This is a genomic window from Duganella sp. FT27W (assembly GCF_009295655.1).
Lineage (GTDB): Bacteria > Pseudomonadota > Gammaproteobacteria > Burkholderiales > Burkholderiaceae_D > Rugamonas > Rugamonas zoogloeoides.
The window spans coordinates 1,008,255-1,024,511 of sequence record NZ_WHIV01000003.1 but is presented as its reverse complement, the minus strand read 5'-3'; the positions used below and the strand labels follow the sequence as shown (position 1 = coordinate 1,024,511).

Genomic DNA, 16,257 nt, shown 5'->3' with positions numbered 1-16,257 from the left:
GGACTGACTATGAACGCACCTCTGACCAACTTGCTGGACTTCGATCCCGCGCAGCTCATCGCTTATTGCGCCGAGTTGGGGGAGAAGCCGTTCCGCGCAAAGCAACTGCAACGCTGGATCCACCAATTCGGTGCGTCGGATTTCGACAGCATGACCGATCTGGCCAAGTCGCTGCGCGACAAACTGAAAACCCGCGCCTTTGTTGCCGCGCCAGCCATCATCAGCGACAACACGTCCACCGACGGCACCCGCAAATGGCTGATCGACGTCGGCAATGGCAACGCGGTCGAAACCGTGTTCATCCCGGAAGAAAACCGTGGCACGCTGTGCATTTCCACCCAGGCTGGCTGCGCCGTGAACTGCCGCTTCTGCTCGACGGGCAAGCAGGGCTTTTCGCGCAACCTGTCGGTCGGCGAAATCATCGGCCAGTTATGGATGGCCGAGTTCGAACTGCGCCGCACCAAGGGCATCGAGCCCGGCCCCAAGGGCGAACGCCAGATCACCAACGTGGTCATGATGGGCATGGGCGAGCCGCTGCTCAATTTCGAACCGACTGCCACAGCACTCAAGCTGATGCTGGACGATAACGCCTACGGCCTGTCGCGCCGCCGCGTGACCTTGTCCACCTCGGGCGTGGTGCCCATGATCGACCGCCTGGCGCAGGAAGTGCCGGTGGCGCTGGCCGTCTCGCTGCACGCGTCCAACGACGAGCTGCGCAACGGCCTGATCCCGTTGAACAAGAAATATCCGCTGAAAGAACTGATCGCTGCCTGCAAGCGCTACCTGCAATACGCGCCGCGCGACTTCATCACGTTTGAATACTGCATGCTCGACGGCGTCAACGACAGCGACGAGCACGCGCGCGAACTGATCGCGCTGGTGCAGCACCCGGTCGATGGGATCAACTGCAAGTTCAACCTGATTCCGTTCAATCCGTTCCCGGAATCGGGCCTGCTGCGCTCGAAAAATCCGCGCATCAAGGCGTTCGCCCAGATCCTGGTCGATGCCGGCCTGGTCACCACCATCCGTAAAACCCGTGGCGACGACATCGACGCCGCCTGCGGCCAGCTCGCTGGCGAAGTCCAGGACCGCACCCGCGTCCAGGAGCGCATGGGCAAGATGGCCGAGTACCAGCAAAAGTTCGGCGCCAATTTCGGCAAGATCGTGGAGATCCATTCCTGATGGCGGGTTGGGCGCAGCGCAACCGGTATCGCTTGGCCATGCTCGGGATGTTCCCGCTGCTGGCCGGCGCACTGGGCGGTTGCGTCACGACCCCGGATAGTCCACAATCTGCCCGTGGCGCCGACAGCGCACGGGCGCCGGGCAGCGCCGAGCGCAAGGCAGCGATCCGCACGCAACTGGCGGTCGGTTATTTCGAGCAGGGCCAGTACGCGGTGGCGCTGGGCGAAATCAAGCTGGCGCTTGCTGCCGAGCCCGATAACGCCGAAGCGCTGGGCTTGCGCGGCCTGATCGAACAGGCACTGGGTCATACCGCTGCCGCCGACGAGAATTTCCGCCGCGCCCGCATGCTGGCGCCGGAAAATCCGGACCTGGCCAACAATTACGGCTCTTTTTTGTGCGAGAGCGGCCGCGTGGTCGAGGCGCTGCCGCTGTTCGACGCGGCGCTGGCCAACCGCGCTTACCGCTCGCCGGCCAGCGCCGCCAACAATGCCGGCGCGTGTGCATTGAAAATCAAGGATTACGCCAGCGCGGAGCGTTATCTGCTGCAAGCGTTGCAGTTGACGCCCGATCTGCCGGCCACCAACGCCAACCTGGTGCGGCTTTACGTGGAAAAACGCGATGTCCAGCGTGCCCATTTCTTCGTGACCCGCCTGGCCGACGTGGCAAAGATGGAGAGCTTGACGGCCGATGTGCTGTGGCTCGGGATTAAAGTGCAGCATCAAGTGGGCGATACGGGAAAACAAGCTGGTTGGGTCACGCAGTTGCGGTCCCGCTACCCCGGCTCGGCCGAGTATGCTGCTTATCAACGTGGGGCGTTTGATGAGTGAGACAGCAATGAATTCTGAGTGGGTAGAACCGCCAAAAGACCAGGCCAAAACCGGCCTGGCTACGCCCGGAGCACAGTTGAAGGCGCAGCGCGAAGCGCTGGGCCTGACCGTGGAACAGATCGCCGACCAGCTCAAACTGGCGCCGCGCCAGGTGGTGGCGCTCGAAGCCGGCGATTATGCGTCGCTGCCCAATATGGCGGTCACGCGCGGTTTCGTGCGCGCCTATGCCAAGGTGGTGCGCATCGACGCCACGCCGCTGGTGGCCATGATCGAAGTGCGTTCGCCCACCAGTCCCGAGGTGTCGCCGCCGCGCAAGGAAATCGCGGCCACGTTCTCCGACACGCGCATGCCGCTCATGAAGTCGCGTAACTCGCACACGGGCGCCTGGGTAATGGGTGGTGTGGCAGTGGTGGTCGTGGTGGGCGGGATTTTCCTCTACCAGAGCGGCCTGATTGCACACACGCTGGCGCTGTTCGAGCGCGGCGCCGATAGCGCTGCCGTCGCCACCGAACCCGGTAAAACCGACACCACCGTCGCGCCGCTGGAAACCACGCTGGTCAAGCCCGGCCAGGAAACCGCGCCGCTGCAGTCGCCCAATGTGCCGCTGGTGTCGGTGCCGCCGGTCGATGGCGGTAGTGCCGCCAACGCTGGCACGGTGGCCGGCGTCGCGCCTGCGCCAGCTGCCGGTGCCGCCGCTGCCACCACCCCGGCCACCGCACCGGTCAATACGCCGGCGCCTACCGTGACCGGTCAGCCGGCCACGACCACCGCAGCGCCGGCAGCCGCTGCTGCCACGACTGCAGCCGCAGCAGCCGTCACCGGCACCGCGCTGGTCCTGAAAGTAGCGGAGGATTCATGGGTCGAGATTCGCCGTCCGGGCGCCGCGCCGCTGATTTCGCGCGTGGTCAAGGCCGGCAGCACCGAAACCTTCGACATCAAGGGCCCGTCGCTGCTAATCGTCGGCAAGCCAGCCGGTGTGCAGGCTTCGCTGGGCGGTGCGCCGCTGGCATTGCCGCAAGTTGCAGGCGGTACCATCGCCCGCGTGAACATCAAGTAAGCCACATCAGCCAACAAATACCAGTTTCGAGTTAAACGACCATGTCTTCTACGCCAACAGCTATTCCTTCGGGCCAGTCACCGCGCCGCGCCAGCCGCAGCGTGCTGGTGGCGCACGGCCAGCGCCAGATCTGGGTAGGCGGCGACGCCCCCGTGGTCGTGCAGTCGATGACCAATACCGACACCGCCAACGCCATCGAAACCGCGATCCAGATCCGCGACCTGGCGCGTGCCGGGTCCGAGCTGGTGCGTCTGACCGTGGACCGTCCGGAGTCGGCCGAAGCCGTGCCGTACATCCGCGAACAGCTCGACAAGATGGACGTCGATGTGCCGCTGGTCGGCGACTTCCACTACAACGGCCACACGCTGCTCAATGACTATCCCGAGTGCGCCAAGGCGCTGTCGAAATACCGCATCAATCCGGGCAACGTGGGCAAGGGCGCCAAACGCGACACCCAGTTCGCGCAGATGATCGAAGTCGCGGCCCGCTACAACAAGCCGGTGCGTATCGGCGTCAACTGGGGCAGCCTCGACCAGGCGCTGCTGGCGCGCATCATGGACGAAAACGCCGGACGTGCCGAGCCATGGACCGCGCAGCAGGTGATGTACGAAGCGTTGATCACGTCGGCAATCGAGAACGCTGTCCGTGCCGAAGAACTGGGCCTGGCGCGCGACAAGATCATCCTGTCGTGCAAAGTCTCCGGTGTGCAGGACCTGATCGCCGTGTACCGCGAACTGGGCAAGCGCTGCGACTATCCGCTGCACCTGGGCCTGACCGAGGCGGGCATGGGCAGCAAGGGCATCGTGGCGTCCACCGCTGCGTTGTCGGTGCTGCTGCAAGAGGGCATTGGCGACACCATCCGCATCTCGCTCACGCCGGAACCGGGTGGCGACCGCACCAAGGAAGTGGTGGTAGGACAGGAGATCCTGCAAACCATGGGCCTGCGCAAGTTTACGCCAATGGTGATCGCGTGCCCCGGCTGCGGCCGCACCACGTCAACAACGTTCCAGGAGCTGGCCGACAACATCCAGACCTTCCTGCGCGACCAGATGCCGGAGTGGAAAAAAACCTACCCGGGCGTGGAAGCGATGAACGTGGCCGTGATGGGCTGCATCGTCAACGGTCCCGGCGAATCGAAACACGCCAACATCGGCATCAGCCTGCCCGGCACCGGCGAATCGCCGGCCGCGCCGGTCTTTGTCGATGGCGCCAAGGTGGCGACCTTGCGCGGCGAGCGCATCGTGGAAGAGTTCCACGAGATCGTCCTCAATTACGTCAAGACCAATTACAGCAAGACTGCCGCAGTCTAGTTTTTAACGAAATCAGAACCATGTCCGAAAATAAAAAAGCTGAAAAAATCACCGCCGTAAAAGGCATGAACGACATCCTGCCGCAGGACTCGCACCTGTGGCAGCTGTTCGAGAACACTGCGCAATCGGTGGTGCAAAGCTACGGCTTCCAGCAGATCCGCACGCCGATCGTGGAAGACACGGCGCTGTTCAAGCGCGCCATCGGCGCCGTTACCGACATCGTTGAAAAAGAGATGTATTCGTTCACCGATTCGATGAACGGCGACCAGCTGACCCTGCGTCCTGAAGGCACGGCCGGCGCGGTGCGCGCTGTCATCGAACACAACCTGGTGTACGAAGGTCCGAAGCGCGTGTGGTACACGGGACCGATGTTCCGCCACGAGCGTCCGCAGCGCGGCCGCTATCGCCAGTTCTACCAGTTCGGCTGCGAAGCCGTGGGCTTCACCGGTCCCGACGTCGATGCCGAGATGATCATGCTGTGCCGCCGCCTGTGGGACGACCTGGGCCTGGAAAACATCCGCCTCGAACTCAATTCGATCGGCGACGCCGAAGAGCGCGCGCGCCACCGCGTGGACCTGATCGCTTACCTGGAAAGCCACGAAGCGCTGCTGGACGCGGAAGCCAAGCGCCGCCTGCACAGCAACCCGCTGCGCATCCTCGACACCAAGAACCCTGCCATGCAGGACATGGTCAACGGCGCGCCGAAACTGCTCGACTACCTGGGCGAAGAATCGCTGGCGCACTTCAACGGCGTGCGCAAGATCCTCGACCACAACAACATCCCGTACGTGATCAACCCGCGCCTGGTGCGCGGCCTCGATTACTACAACCGCACCGTGTTCGAATGGGTGACCGATTCGCTCGGCTCGCAAGGCACCGTGTGCGCGGGCGGCCGTTACGATCCGCTGATCGCCTCGTTCGGCGGCAAGCCGACGCCGGCCGTCGGTTTCGCCATGGGCATCGAGCGCCTGCTGGAACTGATGAAAGAAGTGGGCGAGCCGGAACAACCGAACCTGTGCGACGTGTATCTGGTGCACCAGGGCGAAGCGGCGCAATTGCAATCGTTCGTGCTGGGCGAACGCCTGCGCGACGCCGGCCTCGACGTCATCATGCACGGCTCCACCGCCAACGGTCCTGGCAGCTTCAAGAACCAGATGAAAAAAGCCGACGGCAGCGGCGCGTCGTTCGCGGTCATCATCGGCGAAGACGAAGTGACCAACCACACCGCGTCGGTCAAGGCCATGCGCGGCGCCGACGGTGAACCGCAGCAAGCGACCGTACCGTTCGACGAAGTGGTCGACTACGTGGTGGACCAGATCACCGGTAGCGGCGACCATCACCACCACGTGCACGACGAACACTGCAATCACTAAGCCGACCCACCCCTTAACCTTTTAGCAGACGAACTGACATGGCATACGATCTCGAAGAACAAGAACAACTCGCTACGCTCAAAGCATGGTGGGAACGGTACGGCAACCTGACGACCTGGCTCGTCATTGCGGCCCTGGCCGCTTACTCGGCCTGGGCCGGCTGGAACTACTACCAGCGCAACCAGACCACCCAGGCCTCGGCCCTGTACGAAGAACTGCAACGCGCGGTGGAAGCCAAGGACAACACCAAGGTACAACGCGCCGCCACCGACATGGAAAGCAAGTTCGGCAGTACCTCGTATGCACCGATGTCGGCGCTGGTTGCCGCCAAGAGCGCGTTCGAAGCGAACGACGCCAAGACCGCCAAGGCCCAGCTGCAATGGGCGGCGGACCACGGCGCCGACGAGTTCAAGGCGATCGCCAAGGTGCGCCTGGCTGGCGTGCTGCTCGATGAAAAAGCGTACGACCAGGCGCTGAAAGCCCTGGACGGCACGGTGCCGCCAGCGTTTGCCGGCTCGGTGGCCGACCGCAAGGGCGACATCCTGGTAGCACAGAACAAGCTGGCCGAAGCGCGCACCGCCTACCAGGCCGCGCTTGACGCCACCGACAAGAAAAACCCCGGCCGCCAGCTGATCCAGCTGAAGCTGGAAGCGATCGGCGGCGCCGTGCCAGCCGACAAGCCAGCCAAGGCGGCTGCGTAAGCAGCAGCTGTACCGCATCCGGATAACCCGTAACGAGCAAGGTTGAAAAATTTTATGCGCATCACCGAAAAAGCTATTGCTGCAAGCCTGCTGGCACTGTTGGCTGGTTGCTCCTTGTTTGGCTCGAAAGACACCAAGAACCAGCCGGCGGCGCTGGTGGAACCGGCGGGCAGCCTGCAGCCGCCCGTGGCCTGGAAGTATTCGATCGGCAAGGCCGGCAACGCCGTCTTCACCCCGGTACTCGCTGGCGACAGCGTGTACGTGGCCGACGGCGACGGCGTGCTGGCACGCCTGAATGCGGCCACCGGCAAGGAAATCTGGCGCATCAAAACCGGCACCGACCTGACGGCCGGCGTGGGCAGCGATGGCGAGGTGGTTGTGGTTGGCGACAAGAAAGGTGTTATCCTTGCTTTTGATGCCAACGGCAAAGAATTGTGGAAAGCACAAGCGTCGAGCGAAGTGCTGTCCTCGCCGGTGGTCGGTGGTGGCGTGGTGGTGGTGCGCAGTGTCGATAACGTGATCACCGCGTACGAAGCCAAGACCGGCGCCAAGCGCTGGAACGTCACCCGTACCACCCCAGCGCTCACCCTGCGCAATGCGCCGGGCATGGTTATCAGCGGTCCGAATGTATATGTCGCCCAGCCGGGCGGCAAGCTGGTGGTGCTGGCCCTGGCCGGCGGTCTGCCACGCTTTGAAGTGGCAGTGGGCGAGCCGCGTGGCGCGACCGAACTCGAACGCGTGACCGACATTGCCGGCGCACCGGTAATTTTCGAAAAAGATGTCTGCGCCGTGTCGTACCAGGGCCGCGTGGCCTGTTACGACGCCACCACCGGCGCGCCGTCCTGGAGCAAGCCTGCTTCGTCCGACGTGGGCGTGGCGGTTGACCAGCGTTTTGTATTCGTCTCCGACGACAAGGGCGAAGTTGCCGCCTATAGCCGCGAAAGCGGCAGCAACGCCTGGAAGAACGACAAGCTGTCCTATCGCCGCCTCTCGACCCCCGTGTCGTATGGCCGCGCCGTGGCCGTTGGCGACTACCAGGGTTACATCCACTTCCTGTCACGGGAAGATGGCGCTCTGATAGGTCGAGTCGCGACCGATGGCAGCCCGATCCAGTCGGCCCCCGTCATCGCCGGCTCGAATTTGATTTTTCAAACTCAAGCAGGAACTGTGACCGCTTTCGCGGTCGAGTAATTCAATGAAGCCGGTAATCGCACTTGTGGGTCGACCCAATGTAGGGAAATCGACCTTGTTTAATCGTCTGACCCGCTCGCGCGATGCGCTGGTGGCGGACTTGCCTGGGTTGACGCGCGATCGTCACTATGGCGAGGGCCGTGTCGGCGAACGTCCCTTCCTCGTCATCGACACGGGCGGCTTCGAGCCGGTCGCCAAGGAAGGCATCATGCATCAGATGGCCAAGCAGACCAAGCAAGCCGTTGCCGAGGCCGACATCGTCGTGTTCCTCGTCGATGGCCGCCAGGGTCTGACGCCGCATGATAAAACCATTACCGACTTCCTGCGTAAAAGCGGCCGTCCGGTCATGCTGGTCGTGAATAAATCGGAAGGCATGCGCTATACCGCCGTGGTCTCCGACTTTTACGAACTGGGCCTGGGCGAGCCGTACTCGATCTCGTCCGCGCATGGCGACGGCGTGGCCGACCTGGTGGAAGAGGCGCTGAACCTGGCCTTCGCCCAGCGTCCCGAAGAGCCGGACGAACTAGACCCTGCCCAGCGTGGCGTCAAGATCGCGCTGGTCGGCCGCCCGAACGTGGGTAAATCGACCCTGATCAACACCCTGGTCGGTGAAGAGCGCGTGATCGCGTTCGACATGCCGGGCACCACCCGCGACTCGATCGAAATTCCGTTCGAGCGCGAAGGCAAGCAGTACACGCTGATCGATACGGCCGGTATCCGCCGTCGCGGCAAGGTGTTCGAAGCGATCGAGAAATTCTCGGTTGTGAAAACCCTGCAGTCGATCTCGGAGGCCAACGTGGTCGTGCTGATGCTCGACGCCCAGCAGGACATCTCCGAACAGGACGCCCACATCGCCGGTTTCGTGCTGGAGACGGGCCGCGCCCTGGTCATCGCCGTCAACAAGTGGGATGGCCTGCGTACCGACGAACGCGACGAGATCAAGATCGACATCGACCGCAAGCTCGACTTCCTGTCGTTCGCCAAGATGCACTTCATCTCCGCACTGAAATCGCAGGGCATCGGCCCGCTGATGAAGTCGGTCGATGCCGCGTACGCGGCCGCGATGTGCAACCTGTCGACGCCAAAGCTGACCCGCGCGCTGATCGAAGCGGTGGAAAAGCAGGAGCCGCGCCGCAAGGGTTCGATCCGTCCGAAACTGCGCTATGCGCACCAGGGCGGCATGAACCCGCCGGTCATCGTCATCCACGGCAATTCCCTGGAAGCCGTGGGCGATCCGTACAAGCGCTACCTGGAAAAACATTTCCGCGACACGTTCAGTTTGATAGGCACGCCGCTGCGGATCGAGCTGCGCACGGGTAAAAACCCGTTCGACAAGCGTACCGAGAAGAAGTAATCGCCAAGTAAGCGATAAGTTAAATCAGGTCGCCAAATGTGTGACCTGGTTTTCAACTTAGTATTCGATTAAATAGGCTGTTTTTTTGCGGTGCGACACTGCAAAAAAAGCAAAAACAGGTTACAGTGGCTTGGAAGCACCATTCCCTACGTGGCGAGCGGTGTTTCAGCGAATATCATTTGACTTTCGCTGGGCCACGTACTTGAAATTAAGCGTCTCGCCTCCAAATCCAACACAACAACATAAAATGGAGCTGTTATGAGCAACAAAGGGCAACTGTTACAAGACCCATTCCTCAACGCACTGCGCAAAGAGCACGTGCCGGTGTCGATCTACCTCGTTAACGGCATCAAGTTGCAAGGCCACATCGAATCGTTCGATCAATACGTCGTATTGCTGCGCAACACCGTGACCCAGATGGTTTATAAACACGCCATCTCCACCGTGGTGCCGGCTCGCGCCGTCAACCTCAGCATCGATAACGACGCGGACTAAGCGCTTGCCTTATCGCTTCTCCCCAACCTTACAGATCGTCGTATGCGTGCAGCTCTAGTCGGTATTGATTTCGGCCAGGGCGACTTTGGCGCCAGCGTCGAGGAACTGCAACTGCTGGCCCGTTCAGCAGGTGCCGAACCCGTGACGACGATCACCGCCAAGCGCTCCGCCCCGGACTCCGCTTATTTCGTCGGCAGCGGCAAGGCTGACGAAATCGGCCAGGCCGTGCTGGACGAGCGTATCGAAATCGTCATCTTCAACCATGCGCTGTCGCCGGCCCAGCAGCGTAACCTGGAAAAGCGGCTGAACATCCGCGTGCTTGACCGTACCAGCCTGATTCTCGACATTTTCGCCCAGCGCGCCGCCTCCCACGAGGGCAAGCTGCAGGTGGAACTGGCGCAGTTGCAGCACCTGGCCACGCGCCTGATCCGCGGCTGGACTCACCTGGAACGGCAAAAGGGCGGTATCGGCCTGCGCGGCCCGGGCGAAACCCAGCTCGAGACCGACCGCCGGCTGATCGGCGAGCGTGTCAAAGCCTTGCGCGCGCGCCTGGCCAAGCTGCGCAAGCAGCATGAAACCCAACGCCGTTCGCGTGGCCGCAGCCAGACTTTTTCCGTGTCGCTGGTCGGCTATACCAATGCCGGCAAGTCCACCCTGTTCAATGCGGTCACCAAGGCCGGCGTGTATGTGGCCGACCAGTTGTTTGCGACGCTGGACACGACCTCGCGTCGCGTCTACATGGGACAGGAAGTGGGCAACGTGGTGATCTCTGACACGGTCGGCTTCGTGCGCGAATTGCCGCACCAGCTGGTGGCGGCTTTCCGCGCCACGCTGGAAGAAACCATCCATGCCGATTTGCTGCTGCACGTGGTCGATGCGTCGTCGCCGGTGCGCATGGAGCAGATCGAGCAGGTCAACCTGGTGCTCAAGGAAATCGGCGCCGATCATATTCCGCAAATTCTGGTGTGGAACAAGATCGACGCCGCCGGCCTGGAGCCCTCGGTGGAGCGCGATGAATATGCTAAGATTTCCCGCGTTTTCCTCAGCGCCCGCACCGGTGTCGGTGTGGACCTGTTGCGGGACTCGATCGTGGAATGGGCCAAGGCGGCCCCGGGCGCCAGGCTGAACCAGGCGTATCCGATCGATGCGGACCCGGCAGACGACACTGAAGACGAGCTCGATATCGATGACGAAGTGCAGGAGCCGGATGTATCCGATTCCGGCGACGACAGCGGTATCGCGCGCAGTTCCCTTACAACTCACGTTGGATCCCACTAATGCGTGTCCCCTCAATGATGAAACGTCTCGGCATCAAGCTGTCGCTGAACGACCCCCGCTGGGGCTCGGACAAGAAAGACGGCGAGCCGCAGGCGAACGAAGGCAAGAAGCCTGGCGAAGGCCCTCCCGACATGGAACAGTTGTGGCGCGATTTCAATGAACGCCTGAACAATTTCTTCGGCCAGAAAAAACGCCCGGACAATAACAACAATAACAACGGCAACAATAACAACGGTGGCGGCGGCGTGCCGCGTCCCGATCCGGCCGGCATGCGCGCCACCGCAGGCGCCATCGCCGGCGTGGCCGCGCTGATCTGGCTGGCCAGCGGTTCGTTCATCGTGCAAGAGGGCCAGGCGGGCATCGTCTACACCTTCGGCAAGTACACGCACTCGACCGGCTCCGGTTTCAACTGGCGCTGGCCGTACCCATTCCAGTCGAACGAAACGGTACGCGTCTCGCAGATGCGTATGGTCGAGATCGGCTATCGCGGCAACATCAAGAACAAGCAGACCCAGGAATCCCTGATGCTCACCGACGATGAAAACATCATCGACATGCAGCTGGCCGTGCAGTTCAAGCTGAAGGACCCCGTGGCCTGGCTGATGAACAACCGCGACGAGGAAGAAACCGTGCGCCAGGTCGCCGAGACCTCGATCCGCGAAATCGTCGGCAAAAACAAGATGGACTTCGTGCTGTACGAGGGCCGCGACAAGGTGGCCTACGAAACGCAAGTGCTGATGCAGACCATCCTCGATCGTTACGCTTCCGGCGTGCTGATCTCGGGCGTGACCTTGCAGGCGGTGCAGCCGCCGGAGCAGGTGCAAAGCGCGTTTGACGACGCGGTCAAGGCCGGCCAGGATCTGGAACGCCAGAAAAACGAAGGCCAGGCGTACGCCAACGACGTGATTCCAAAGGCACGCGGTACCGCTTCGCGCCTGATGCAGGAAGCCGAAGCGTATCGTTCGATGGTCACCGAGAACGCGACCGGTAACGCCAACCGCTTCAAGCAGGTGCTGGTCGAGTACCAGAAGGCACCGGCCGTGACGCGCGACCGCATGTACCTCGACACGATGCAGCAGATCTTCTCGAGCACCAGCAAGGTCATGGTCGATTCCAAGAACGGCAACAACCTGCTGTACCTGCCGCTCGACAAGCTGATCGCCCAGGCGGCAGCGGTGGACAGTGCACGCCATGGCAGCAACAGTAGCAACACCGGTTCGCCAGCGACCGCGCCGACCACGGCCACGCTGCCGGCCGACGTGATGCCATCGGTGGAAGTGAGCCGCCAGCGCGAGCCACGCCCACGGGATTCCTCACGTGAACGGGAGAGTCGTTAATGAATCGCATAGTTAGTACCCTCGTCGCAGGCTTTGTCTTGCTGCTGATCTTGTCCTCGATGATTTTCGTGGTCGATCAGCGTAAATACGCGATCGTGTTCGCACTGGGCCAGATCAAGGAAGTGGTCCGCGAACCGGGTTTGCACTTCAAGCTGCCGCCACCGTTCCAGAACGTGGTGCTGCTCGATAACCGGATCATGACCATCGAGTCGCCCGATGCCGAGCGCTTCATCACGGCCGAGAAGATGAACATCCTGGTCGACAGCTTCGTCAAGTGGCGCATCGGCCGCAACGAAGGCCAGGCCAAGCTGTACTACGTCACCTTCGGCGGCGACGAAACCCGTGCCCGCGACCGCATGTCAGTCATCATCAAGTCGGCGCTGAACGAGGAAATCACCAAGCACACGGTGAGCGAAGTCATCTCGGGCAAGCGTGGCCAGGTGATGGAGGCGATTCGCAACAAGGTGGTGCTGGAGTCGGCCCAGATCGGCGTCGAGATCATCGACGTGCGCCTGAAACGCGTGGAGTACGTCGAGCAGATCAACAACTCGGTGTACGAACGGATGAAGGCCGAGCGCATGCGCGTGGCCAACGAGCTGCGTTCGACCGGTTCGGCGGCCTCGGAAACCATCCGTGCCGACGCCGACCGCCAGCGCACCGTGATCCTGGCCGAAGCGTACCGCGATGCCGAGAACATCCGTGGTGAAGGCGACGCCAAGGCATCGCAGATCTACGCCGAAGCGTTCGGCCGCAATCCGGAGTTCTACAAGTTCTACCGTAGCCTGGAAGCGTACCGCTCCACGTTCAAGAGCCAGGGCGACGTGATGGTGGTCGATCCGAGCTCGGACTTCTTCAAGTACTTCAAGAACTCCGGCGCCGGCGGTCAGAAGTAAGTCGAAAGCCACAAAGGAGGGCGCCCGCAGCGGCGCCCATCCTGTTGCCACGGCTGCCCGGCCGCTGGCGGTATGCATTTTTTACCTCCCCCCAAGCATTTTCGCGTAAAATATCAGGTTCGGCCTGTCACTTGTTGGCACGCGGCGCCCGCGCCCCATTGTTCATAATTTAAACTTCCGTTCCCATGCCGAATTGGCTTTTGCCCGAGAATATCGCCGACGTCTTACCGTCGGAAGCCCGCAAGATTGAAGAACTGCGTCGCCTGATGCTGGATAACTTCCGCCTGTACGGGTACGAACTGGTGATGCCGCCGCTGCTCGAGTACCTCGAGTCGCTGCTCACCGGCGCCGGTACCGACATCGACCTGCGCACCTTCAAACTGGTGGACCCGATCTCGGGCCGCCTGCTGGGCCTGCGTCCCGATATGACGACCCAGGTGGCGCGCATCGACGCCCACCTGCTCAACCGTGCTTCGGTCACGCGCCTGTGCTATGCCGGCAACGTGCTGCACACGCATCCGTCGGGCTTGCACGCCACCCGCGAGCCGCTGCAGATCGGCGCCGAAATCTATGGTCATGCCGGCCTGGAAGCCGATGCCGAGATCCAGGAACTGGCGCTGTCCACCCTGGCGCTCGCCGGTTTCACGCAAGTGCGGCTGGACCTCACCCACGTGGGCGTGCTGCGCGCGATCATCGAGGAAGATGCCGCCGCCACCAAGGACGAAGCCGCGCTGTACCTGGCGCTGCGCGCCAAGGACGTCTCGGACCTGAAAGCGCTCACCGCCAACTACGCGCCGCAAACGCGCGACGCATTGCTGGCGCTGACCAATCTGTACGGCGACATCGACGTGCTGAAAAAAGCGCGCGAAGTGCTGCCGGACCTGCCGGGCATTGCCAAGGCGCTGGCCGAACTGGCAGCGCTGGCCGCCTCCGCGATTGGCCGTGCCGAGGTCGCCATCGACCTGGCCGACCTGCGCGGTTACCAATACGAAAGCGGCGCGATGTTCGCGCTGTATGTGCCAGGCTTGCCGAACGCGGTTGCGCGCGGCGGCCGTTACGATCACGTAGGCGAAGCCTTCGGCCGGGCCCGTCCCGCCACCGGCTTCTCGCTCGACCTGCGCGAGCTGGCGCGCCTGTTACCCACTGCGGAACGCAAGCATTCGATCCGCGCACCGTGGGGCAATGCGCCTGAATTGAAAGAAAAAATCGCCGAGCTGCGCAAGTCCGGCGAAGTCGTGATCCAGAGCATGCCTGGTCACAGCAACGAGCTGGACGAGTTCGAGTGCGATCGCGCGCTGGTGCTCGACGATAACAGTAGTCAATGGATTCTTAAAAACTTAGGTTAGTGTGATGTCAAACAAAAACGCAAAGAATGTGGTCGTCATCGGCACCCAATGGGGCGACGAAGGTAAGGGCAAGATCGTCGATTGGCTGACCGATCATGCACAAGGTGTGGTGCGCTTCCAGGGCGGTCACAATGCCGGCCACACGCTGGTCATCGGCGGCGTCAAAACCGCGCTGCAACTGATCCCTTCGGGCATCATGCGTCCGGGCGTGGCCTGCTACATCGGTAACGGTGTGGTGGTGTCGGTGCCGGACGTGCTGCGCGAAATCGACAAGCTGGAAAAAGTCGGTGTCGAAGTAGCGTCGCGCCTGAAAGTATCGGACGCCGCGCCTGTCATCCTGCCTTACCACTCGGCACTCGACCTGGCTCGTGAAGCCAAGCGTGGCGAAGCGAAGATCGGCACCACCGGCAAGGGCATCGGCCCGGCCTACGAAGACAAGGTCGCCCGTCGCGCGATCCGCGTGGCCGACCTGCTCAACGAATCGCGCCTGGCTGAAAAGCTGGCCGAGAACCTCGACTATCACAACTTCGTGCTGGAACACTATCTGAAAGCACCGAAGGTCGATTACCAGAAAACCCTGGACGACGCGCTGGCCTACGTGCCACGCCTGCGCCCAATGGTGACCGACGTCTCGAGCGCGCTGTACGCTGCGCACAAGGCCGGCGCCAACCTGCTGTTCGAAGGCGCGCAAGGTTCGCTGCTGGACGTCGATCACGGCACCTATCCGTTCGTGACCTCGTCGAACTGCGTGGCCGGCAATGCCGCCGCCGGTGCCGGCGTCGGCCCGAACATGCTGCACTACATCATGGGCATCACCAAGGCCTACACCACCCGCGTGGGTTCCGGTCCGTTCCCTTCGGAACTGCCTACCGATGCCGGCGTCGGTCACCACCTGGCGCAAGTGGGCCACGAGTTCGGCACCGTGACGGGCCGCGCCCGCCGCTGCGGCTGGTTCGATGCCGCGCTGCTGCGCCGCTCGGTACAAATCAACGGCGTGACCGGCATGTGCCTGACCAAGCTGGACGTGCTGGACGGTATCGAAACCCTGAAGCTGTGCACCGGCTACACCATTGACGGTGTGACCGTGGACATCTTCCCGTCGGGCGCCGAGGAAGCGGCCCGCTGCGTGCCGGTCTACGAAGAAATGCCAGGCTGGACCGAAAGCACTGTCGGCGCCAAGACCATGGAAGCGCTGCCGGCCACGGCCCGCGCCTACATCAAGCGTATCGAAGAGCTGGTCGGCGTGCCGGTTGACATGGTTTCGACCGGTCCTGATCGTGAAGAAACGATCGTGCTGCGTCATCCATTCGCATAATAAGAGGAGTGTCATGAACAACCCGCAAACTAATGAAAAACACCTCTGGGTGTCCTGGGACGAATACCACCGCCTGATCGAGCGCCTGGCGCTCAAGGTGCATGAGTCCGGTTGGAAATTCGACATGGTGCTGTGCCTGGCGCGCGGCGGCGTGCGTCCTGGCGACGTCTTCTCGCGCATCTTCGACGTGCCGCTGGCGATCCTGTCGACCAGCTCGTACCGCGAAGACAAGGGTACCACCCAGGGCGACCTCGACATCGCCAAGTACATGACGATGACCAAGGGCCCGCTGTCCGGCAAGATCCTGCTGGTGGACGACCTGGCCGATTCGGGCGTTACCCTGATCAAGGTGATGCAGCACCTGAAGGACAACTTCGACGGCGTGACCGAAGTGCGTTCGGCCGTGATCTGGACCAAGGGCAGCTCGGCCTTCAAGCCTGACTACCAGATGGAAGAACTGCCGCACAATCCGTGGATCCATCAACCGTTCGAGGACTACGACGGTCTGCGTCCACACCAATTGGCCGCATGGATCAAAAAAGGCGAATCGGCTGAGTAAGCCGTTTCAGACAAGGGGAGCTTCGGCTCCCTTTTCAAT

Annotated in this window: 15 protein-coding genes; all 15 read left to right on the top strand. The window is 62.3% G+C overall.

The window, feature by feature from the left end:
- The first annotated feature begins 9 nt into the window (after nucleotides 1-9).
- Nucleotides 10-1,182: a 23S rRNA (adenine(2503)-C(2))-methyltransferase RlmN gene (gene rlmN / locus F8197_RS16405; protein WP_019920461.1), complete on the top strand. Its 1,173-nt coding sequence runs from the start codon at nucleotides 10-12 to the stop codon at nucleotides 1,180-1,182.
- A 38-nt stretch (nucleotides 1,183-1,220) separates the two neighbouring features.
- Entirely contained in the window at nucleotides 1,221-2,009 is a 789-nt protein-coding gene (gene pilW / locus F8197_RS16400) for a type IV pilus biogenesis/stability protein PilW (RefSeq protein ID WP_227012278.1), read from the top strand.
- A gap of 7 nt (nucleotides 2,010-2,016) precedes the next feature.
- The gene (locus F8197_RS16395) at nucleotides 2,017-3,066 is read left to right on the top strand and encodes a RodZ domain-containing protein (RefSeq protein WP_152882737.1); all 1,050 of its coding nucleotides are present in this window, start codon (nucleotides 2,017-2,019) and stop codon (nucleotides 3,064-3,066) included.
- Between the two features lie 41 nt (nucleotides 3,067-3,107).
- Nucleotides 3,108-4,376: a flavodoxin-dependent (E)-4-hydroxy-3-methylbut-2-enyl-diphosphate synthase gene (gene ispG, locus F8197_RS16390; RefSeq protein ID WP_056143423.1), complete on the top strand. Its 1,269-nt coding sequence runs from the start codon at nucleotides 3,108-3,110 to the stop codon at nucleotides 4,374-4,376.
- A gap of 20 nt (nucleotides 4,377-4,396) precedes the next feature.
- The gene (gene hisS / locus F8197_RS16385) at nucleotides 4,397-5,749 is read left to right on the top strand and encodes a histidine--tRNA ligase (RefSeq protein ID WP_056143426.1); all 1,353 of its coding nucleotides are present in this window, start codon (nucleotides 4,397-4,399) and stop codon (nucleotides 5,747-5,749) included.
- A gap of 38 nt (nucleotides 5,750-5,787) precedes the next feature.
- Entirely contained in the window at nucleotides 5,788-6,450 is a 663-nt protein-coding gene (locus tag F8197_RS16380; protein ID WP_152882736.1) for a tetratricopeptide repeat protein, read from the top strand.
- A 54-nt stretch (nucleotides 6,451-6,504) separates the two neighbouring features.
- The gene (bamB, locus tag F8197_RS16375; RefSeq protein WP_152882735.1) at nucleotides 6,505-7,641 is read left to right on the top strand and encodes an outer membrane protein assembly factor BamB; all 1,137 of its coding nucleotides are present in this window, start codon (nucleotides 6,505-6,507) and stop codon (nucleotides 7,639-7,641) included.
- 4 nt (nucleotides 7,642-7,645) lie between these two features.
- A complete protein-coding gene (gene der, locus F8197_RS16370) occupies nucleotides 7,646-8,995 on the top strand; it encodes a ribosome biogenesis GTPase Der (protein ID WP_026637029.1) in 1,350 nt (449 codons plus the stop codon).
- A gap of 258 nt (nucleotides 8,996-9,253) precedes the next feature.
- On the top strand, nucleotides 9,254-9,490 hold the full coding sequence (gene hfq, locus F8197_RS16365; protein WP_019920453.1) for an RNA chaperone Hfq: 237 nt from the start codon (nucleotides 9,254-9,256) through the stop codon (nucleotides 9,488-9,490).
- A gap of 42 nt (nucleotides 9,491-9,532) precedes the next feature.
- A complete protein-coding gene (gene hflX, locus F8197_RS16360) occupies nucleotides 9,533-10,768 on the top strand; it encodes a GTPase HflX (RefSeq protein WP_152882734.1) in 1,236 nt (411 codons plus the stop codon).
- 14 nt (nucleotides 10,769-10,782) lie between these two features.
- Nucleotides 10,783-12,105: an FtsH protease activity modulator HflK gene (hflK, locus tag F8197_RS16355; RefSeq protein ID WP_152882733.1), complete on the top strand. Its 1,323-nt coding sequence runs from the start codon at nucleotides 10,783-10,785 to the stop codon at nucleotides 12,103-12,105.
- Nucleotides 12,105-12,998 (top strand): protease modulator HflC, encoded by an 894-nt coding sequence (gene hflC, locus F8197_RS16350; RefSeq protein ID WP_019920450.1) that lies wholly within the window; start codon nucleotides 12,105-12,107, stop codon nucleotides 12,996-12,998. Before hflK ends, hflC begins: the two co-directional genes overlap by 1 nt.
- A 185-nt stretch (nucleotides 12,999-13,183) precedes the next feature.
- Nucleotides 13,184-14,344, top strand: a complete 1,161-nt coding sequence (locus F8197_RS16345) for an ATP phosphoribosyltransferase regulatory subunit (RefSeq protein WP_056143440.1) — start codon at nucleotides 13,184-13,186, stop codon at nucleotides 14,342-14,344.
- 4 nt (nucleotides 14,345-14,348) lie between these two features.
- Entirely contained in the window at nucleotides 14,349-15,659 is a 1,311-nt protein-coding gene (locus F8197_RS16340) for an adenylosuccinate synthase (RefSeq protein ID WP_152882732.1), read from the top strand.
- Nucleotides 15,660-15,672: 13 nt separating this feature from the next.
- The gene (locus tag F8197_RS16335; protein WP_056143446.1) at nucleotides 15,673-16,218 is read left to right on the top strand and encodes a phosphoribosyltransferase; all 546 of its coding nucleotides are present in this window, start codon (nucleotides 15,673-15,675) and stop codon (nucleotides 16,216-16,218) included.
- Nucleotides 16,219-16,257: the final 39 nt, after the last annotated feature.

Coding starts and splice junctions, on each gene's coding strand:
- hfq (WP_019920453.1), top strand. CDS start 9,254: ATGAGCAACAAAGGGCAACTGTTACAAGACCCATTCCTCAACGCACTG.
- F8197_RS16345 (WP_056143440.1), top strand. CDS start 13,184: ATGCCGAATTGGCTTTTGCCCGAGAATATCGCCGACGTCTTACCGTCG.
- F8197_RS16395 (WP_152882737.1), top strand. CDS start 2,017: ATGAATTCTGAGTGGGTAGAACCGCCAAAAGACCAGGCCAAAACCGGC.
- hflC (WP_019920450.1), top strand. CDS start 12,105: ATGAATCGCATAGTTAGTACCCTCGTCGCAGGCTTTGTCTTGCTGCTG.
- F8197_RS16335 (WP_056143446.1), top strand. CDS start 15,673: ATGAACAACCCGCAAACTAATGAAAAACACCTCTGGGTGTCCTGGGAC.
- der (WP_026637029.1), top strand. CDS start 7,646: ATGAAGCCGGTAATCGCACTTGTGGGTCGACCCAATGTAGGGAAATCG.
- hflX (WP_152882734.1), top strand. CDS start 9,533: ATGCGTGCAGCTCTAGTCGGTATTGATTTCGGCCAGGGCGACTTTGGC.
- F8197_RS16340 (WP_152882732.1), top strand. CDS start 14,349: ATGTCAAACAAAAACGCAAAGAATGTGGTCGTCATCGGCACCCAATGG.
- rlmN (WP_019920461.1), top strand. CDS start 10: ATGAACGCACCTCTGACCAACTTGCTGGACTTCGATCCCGCGCAGCTC.
- bamB (WP_152882735.1), top strand. CDS start 6,505: ATGCGCATCACCGAAAAAGCTATTGCTGCAAGCCTGCTGGCACTGTTG.
- pilW (WP_227012278.1), top strand. CDS start 1,221: ATGCTCGGGATGTTCCCGCTGCTGGCCGGCGCACTGGGCGGTTGCGTC.
- hisS (WP_056143426.1), top strand. CDS start 4,397: ATGTCCGAAAATAAAAAAGCTGAAAAAATCACCGCCGTAAAAGGCATG.
- F8197_RS16380 (WP_152882736.1), top strand. CDS start 5,788: ATGGCATACGATCTCGAAGAACAAGAACAACTCGCTACGCTCAAAGCA.
- ispG (WP_056143423.1), top strand. CDS start 3,108: ATGTCTTCTACGCCAACAGCTATTCCTTCGGGCCAGTCACCGCGCCGC.
- hflK (WP_152882733.1), top strand. CDS start 10,783: ATGATGAAACGTCTCGGCATCAAGCTGTCGCTGAACGACCCCCGCTGG.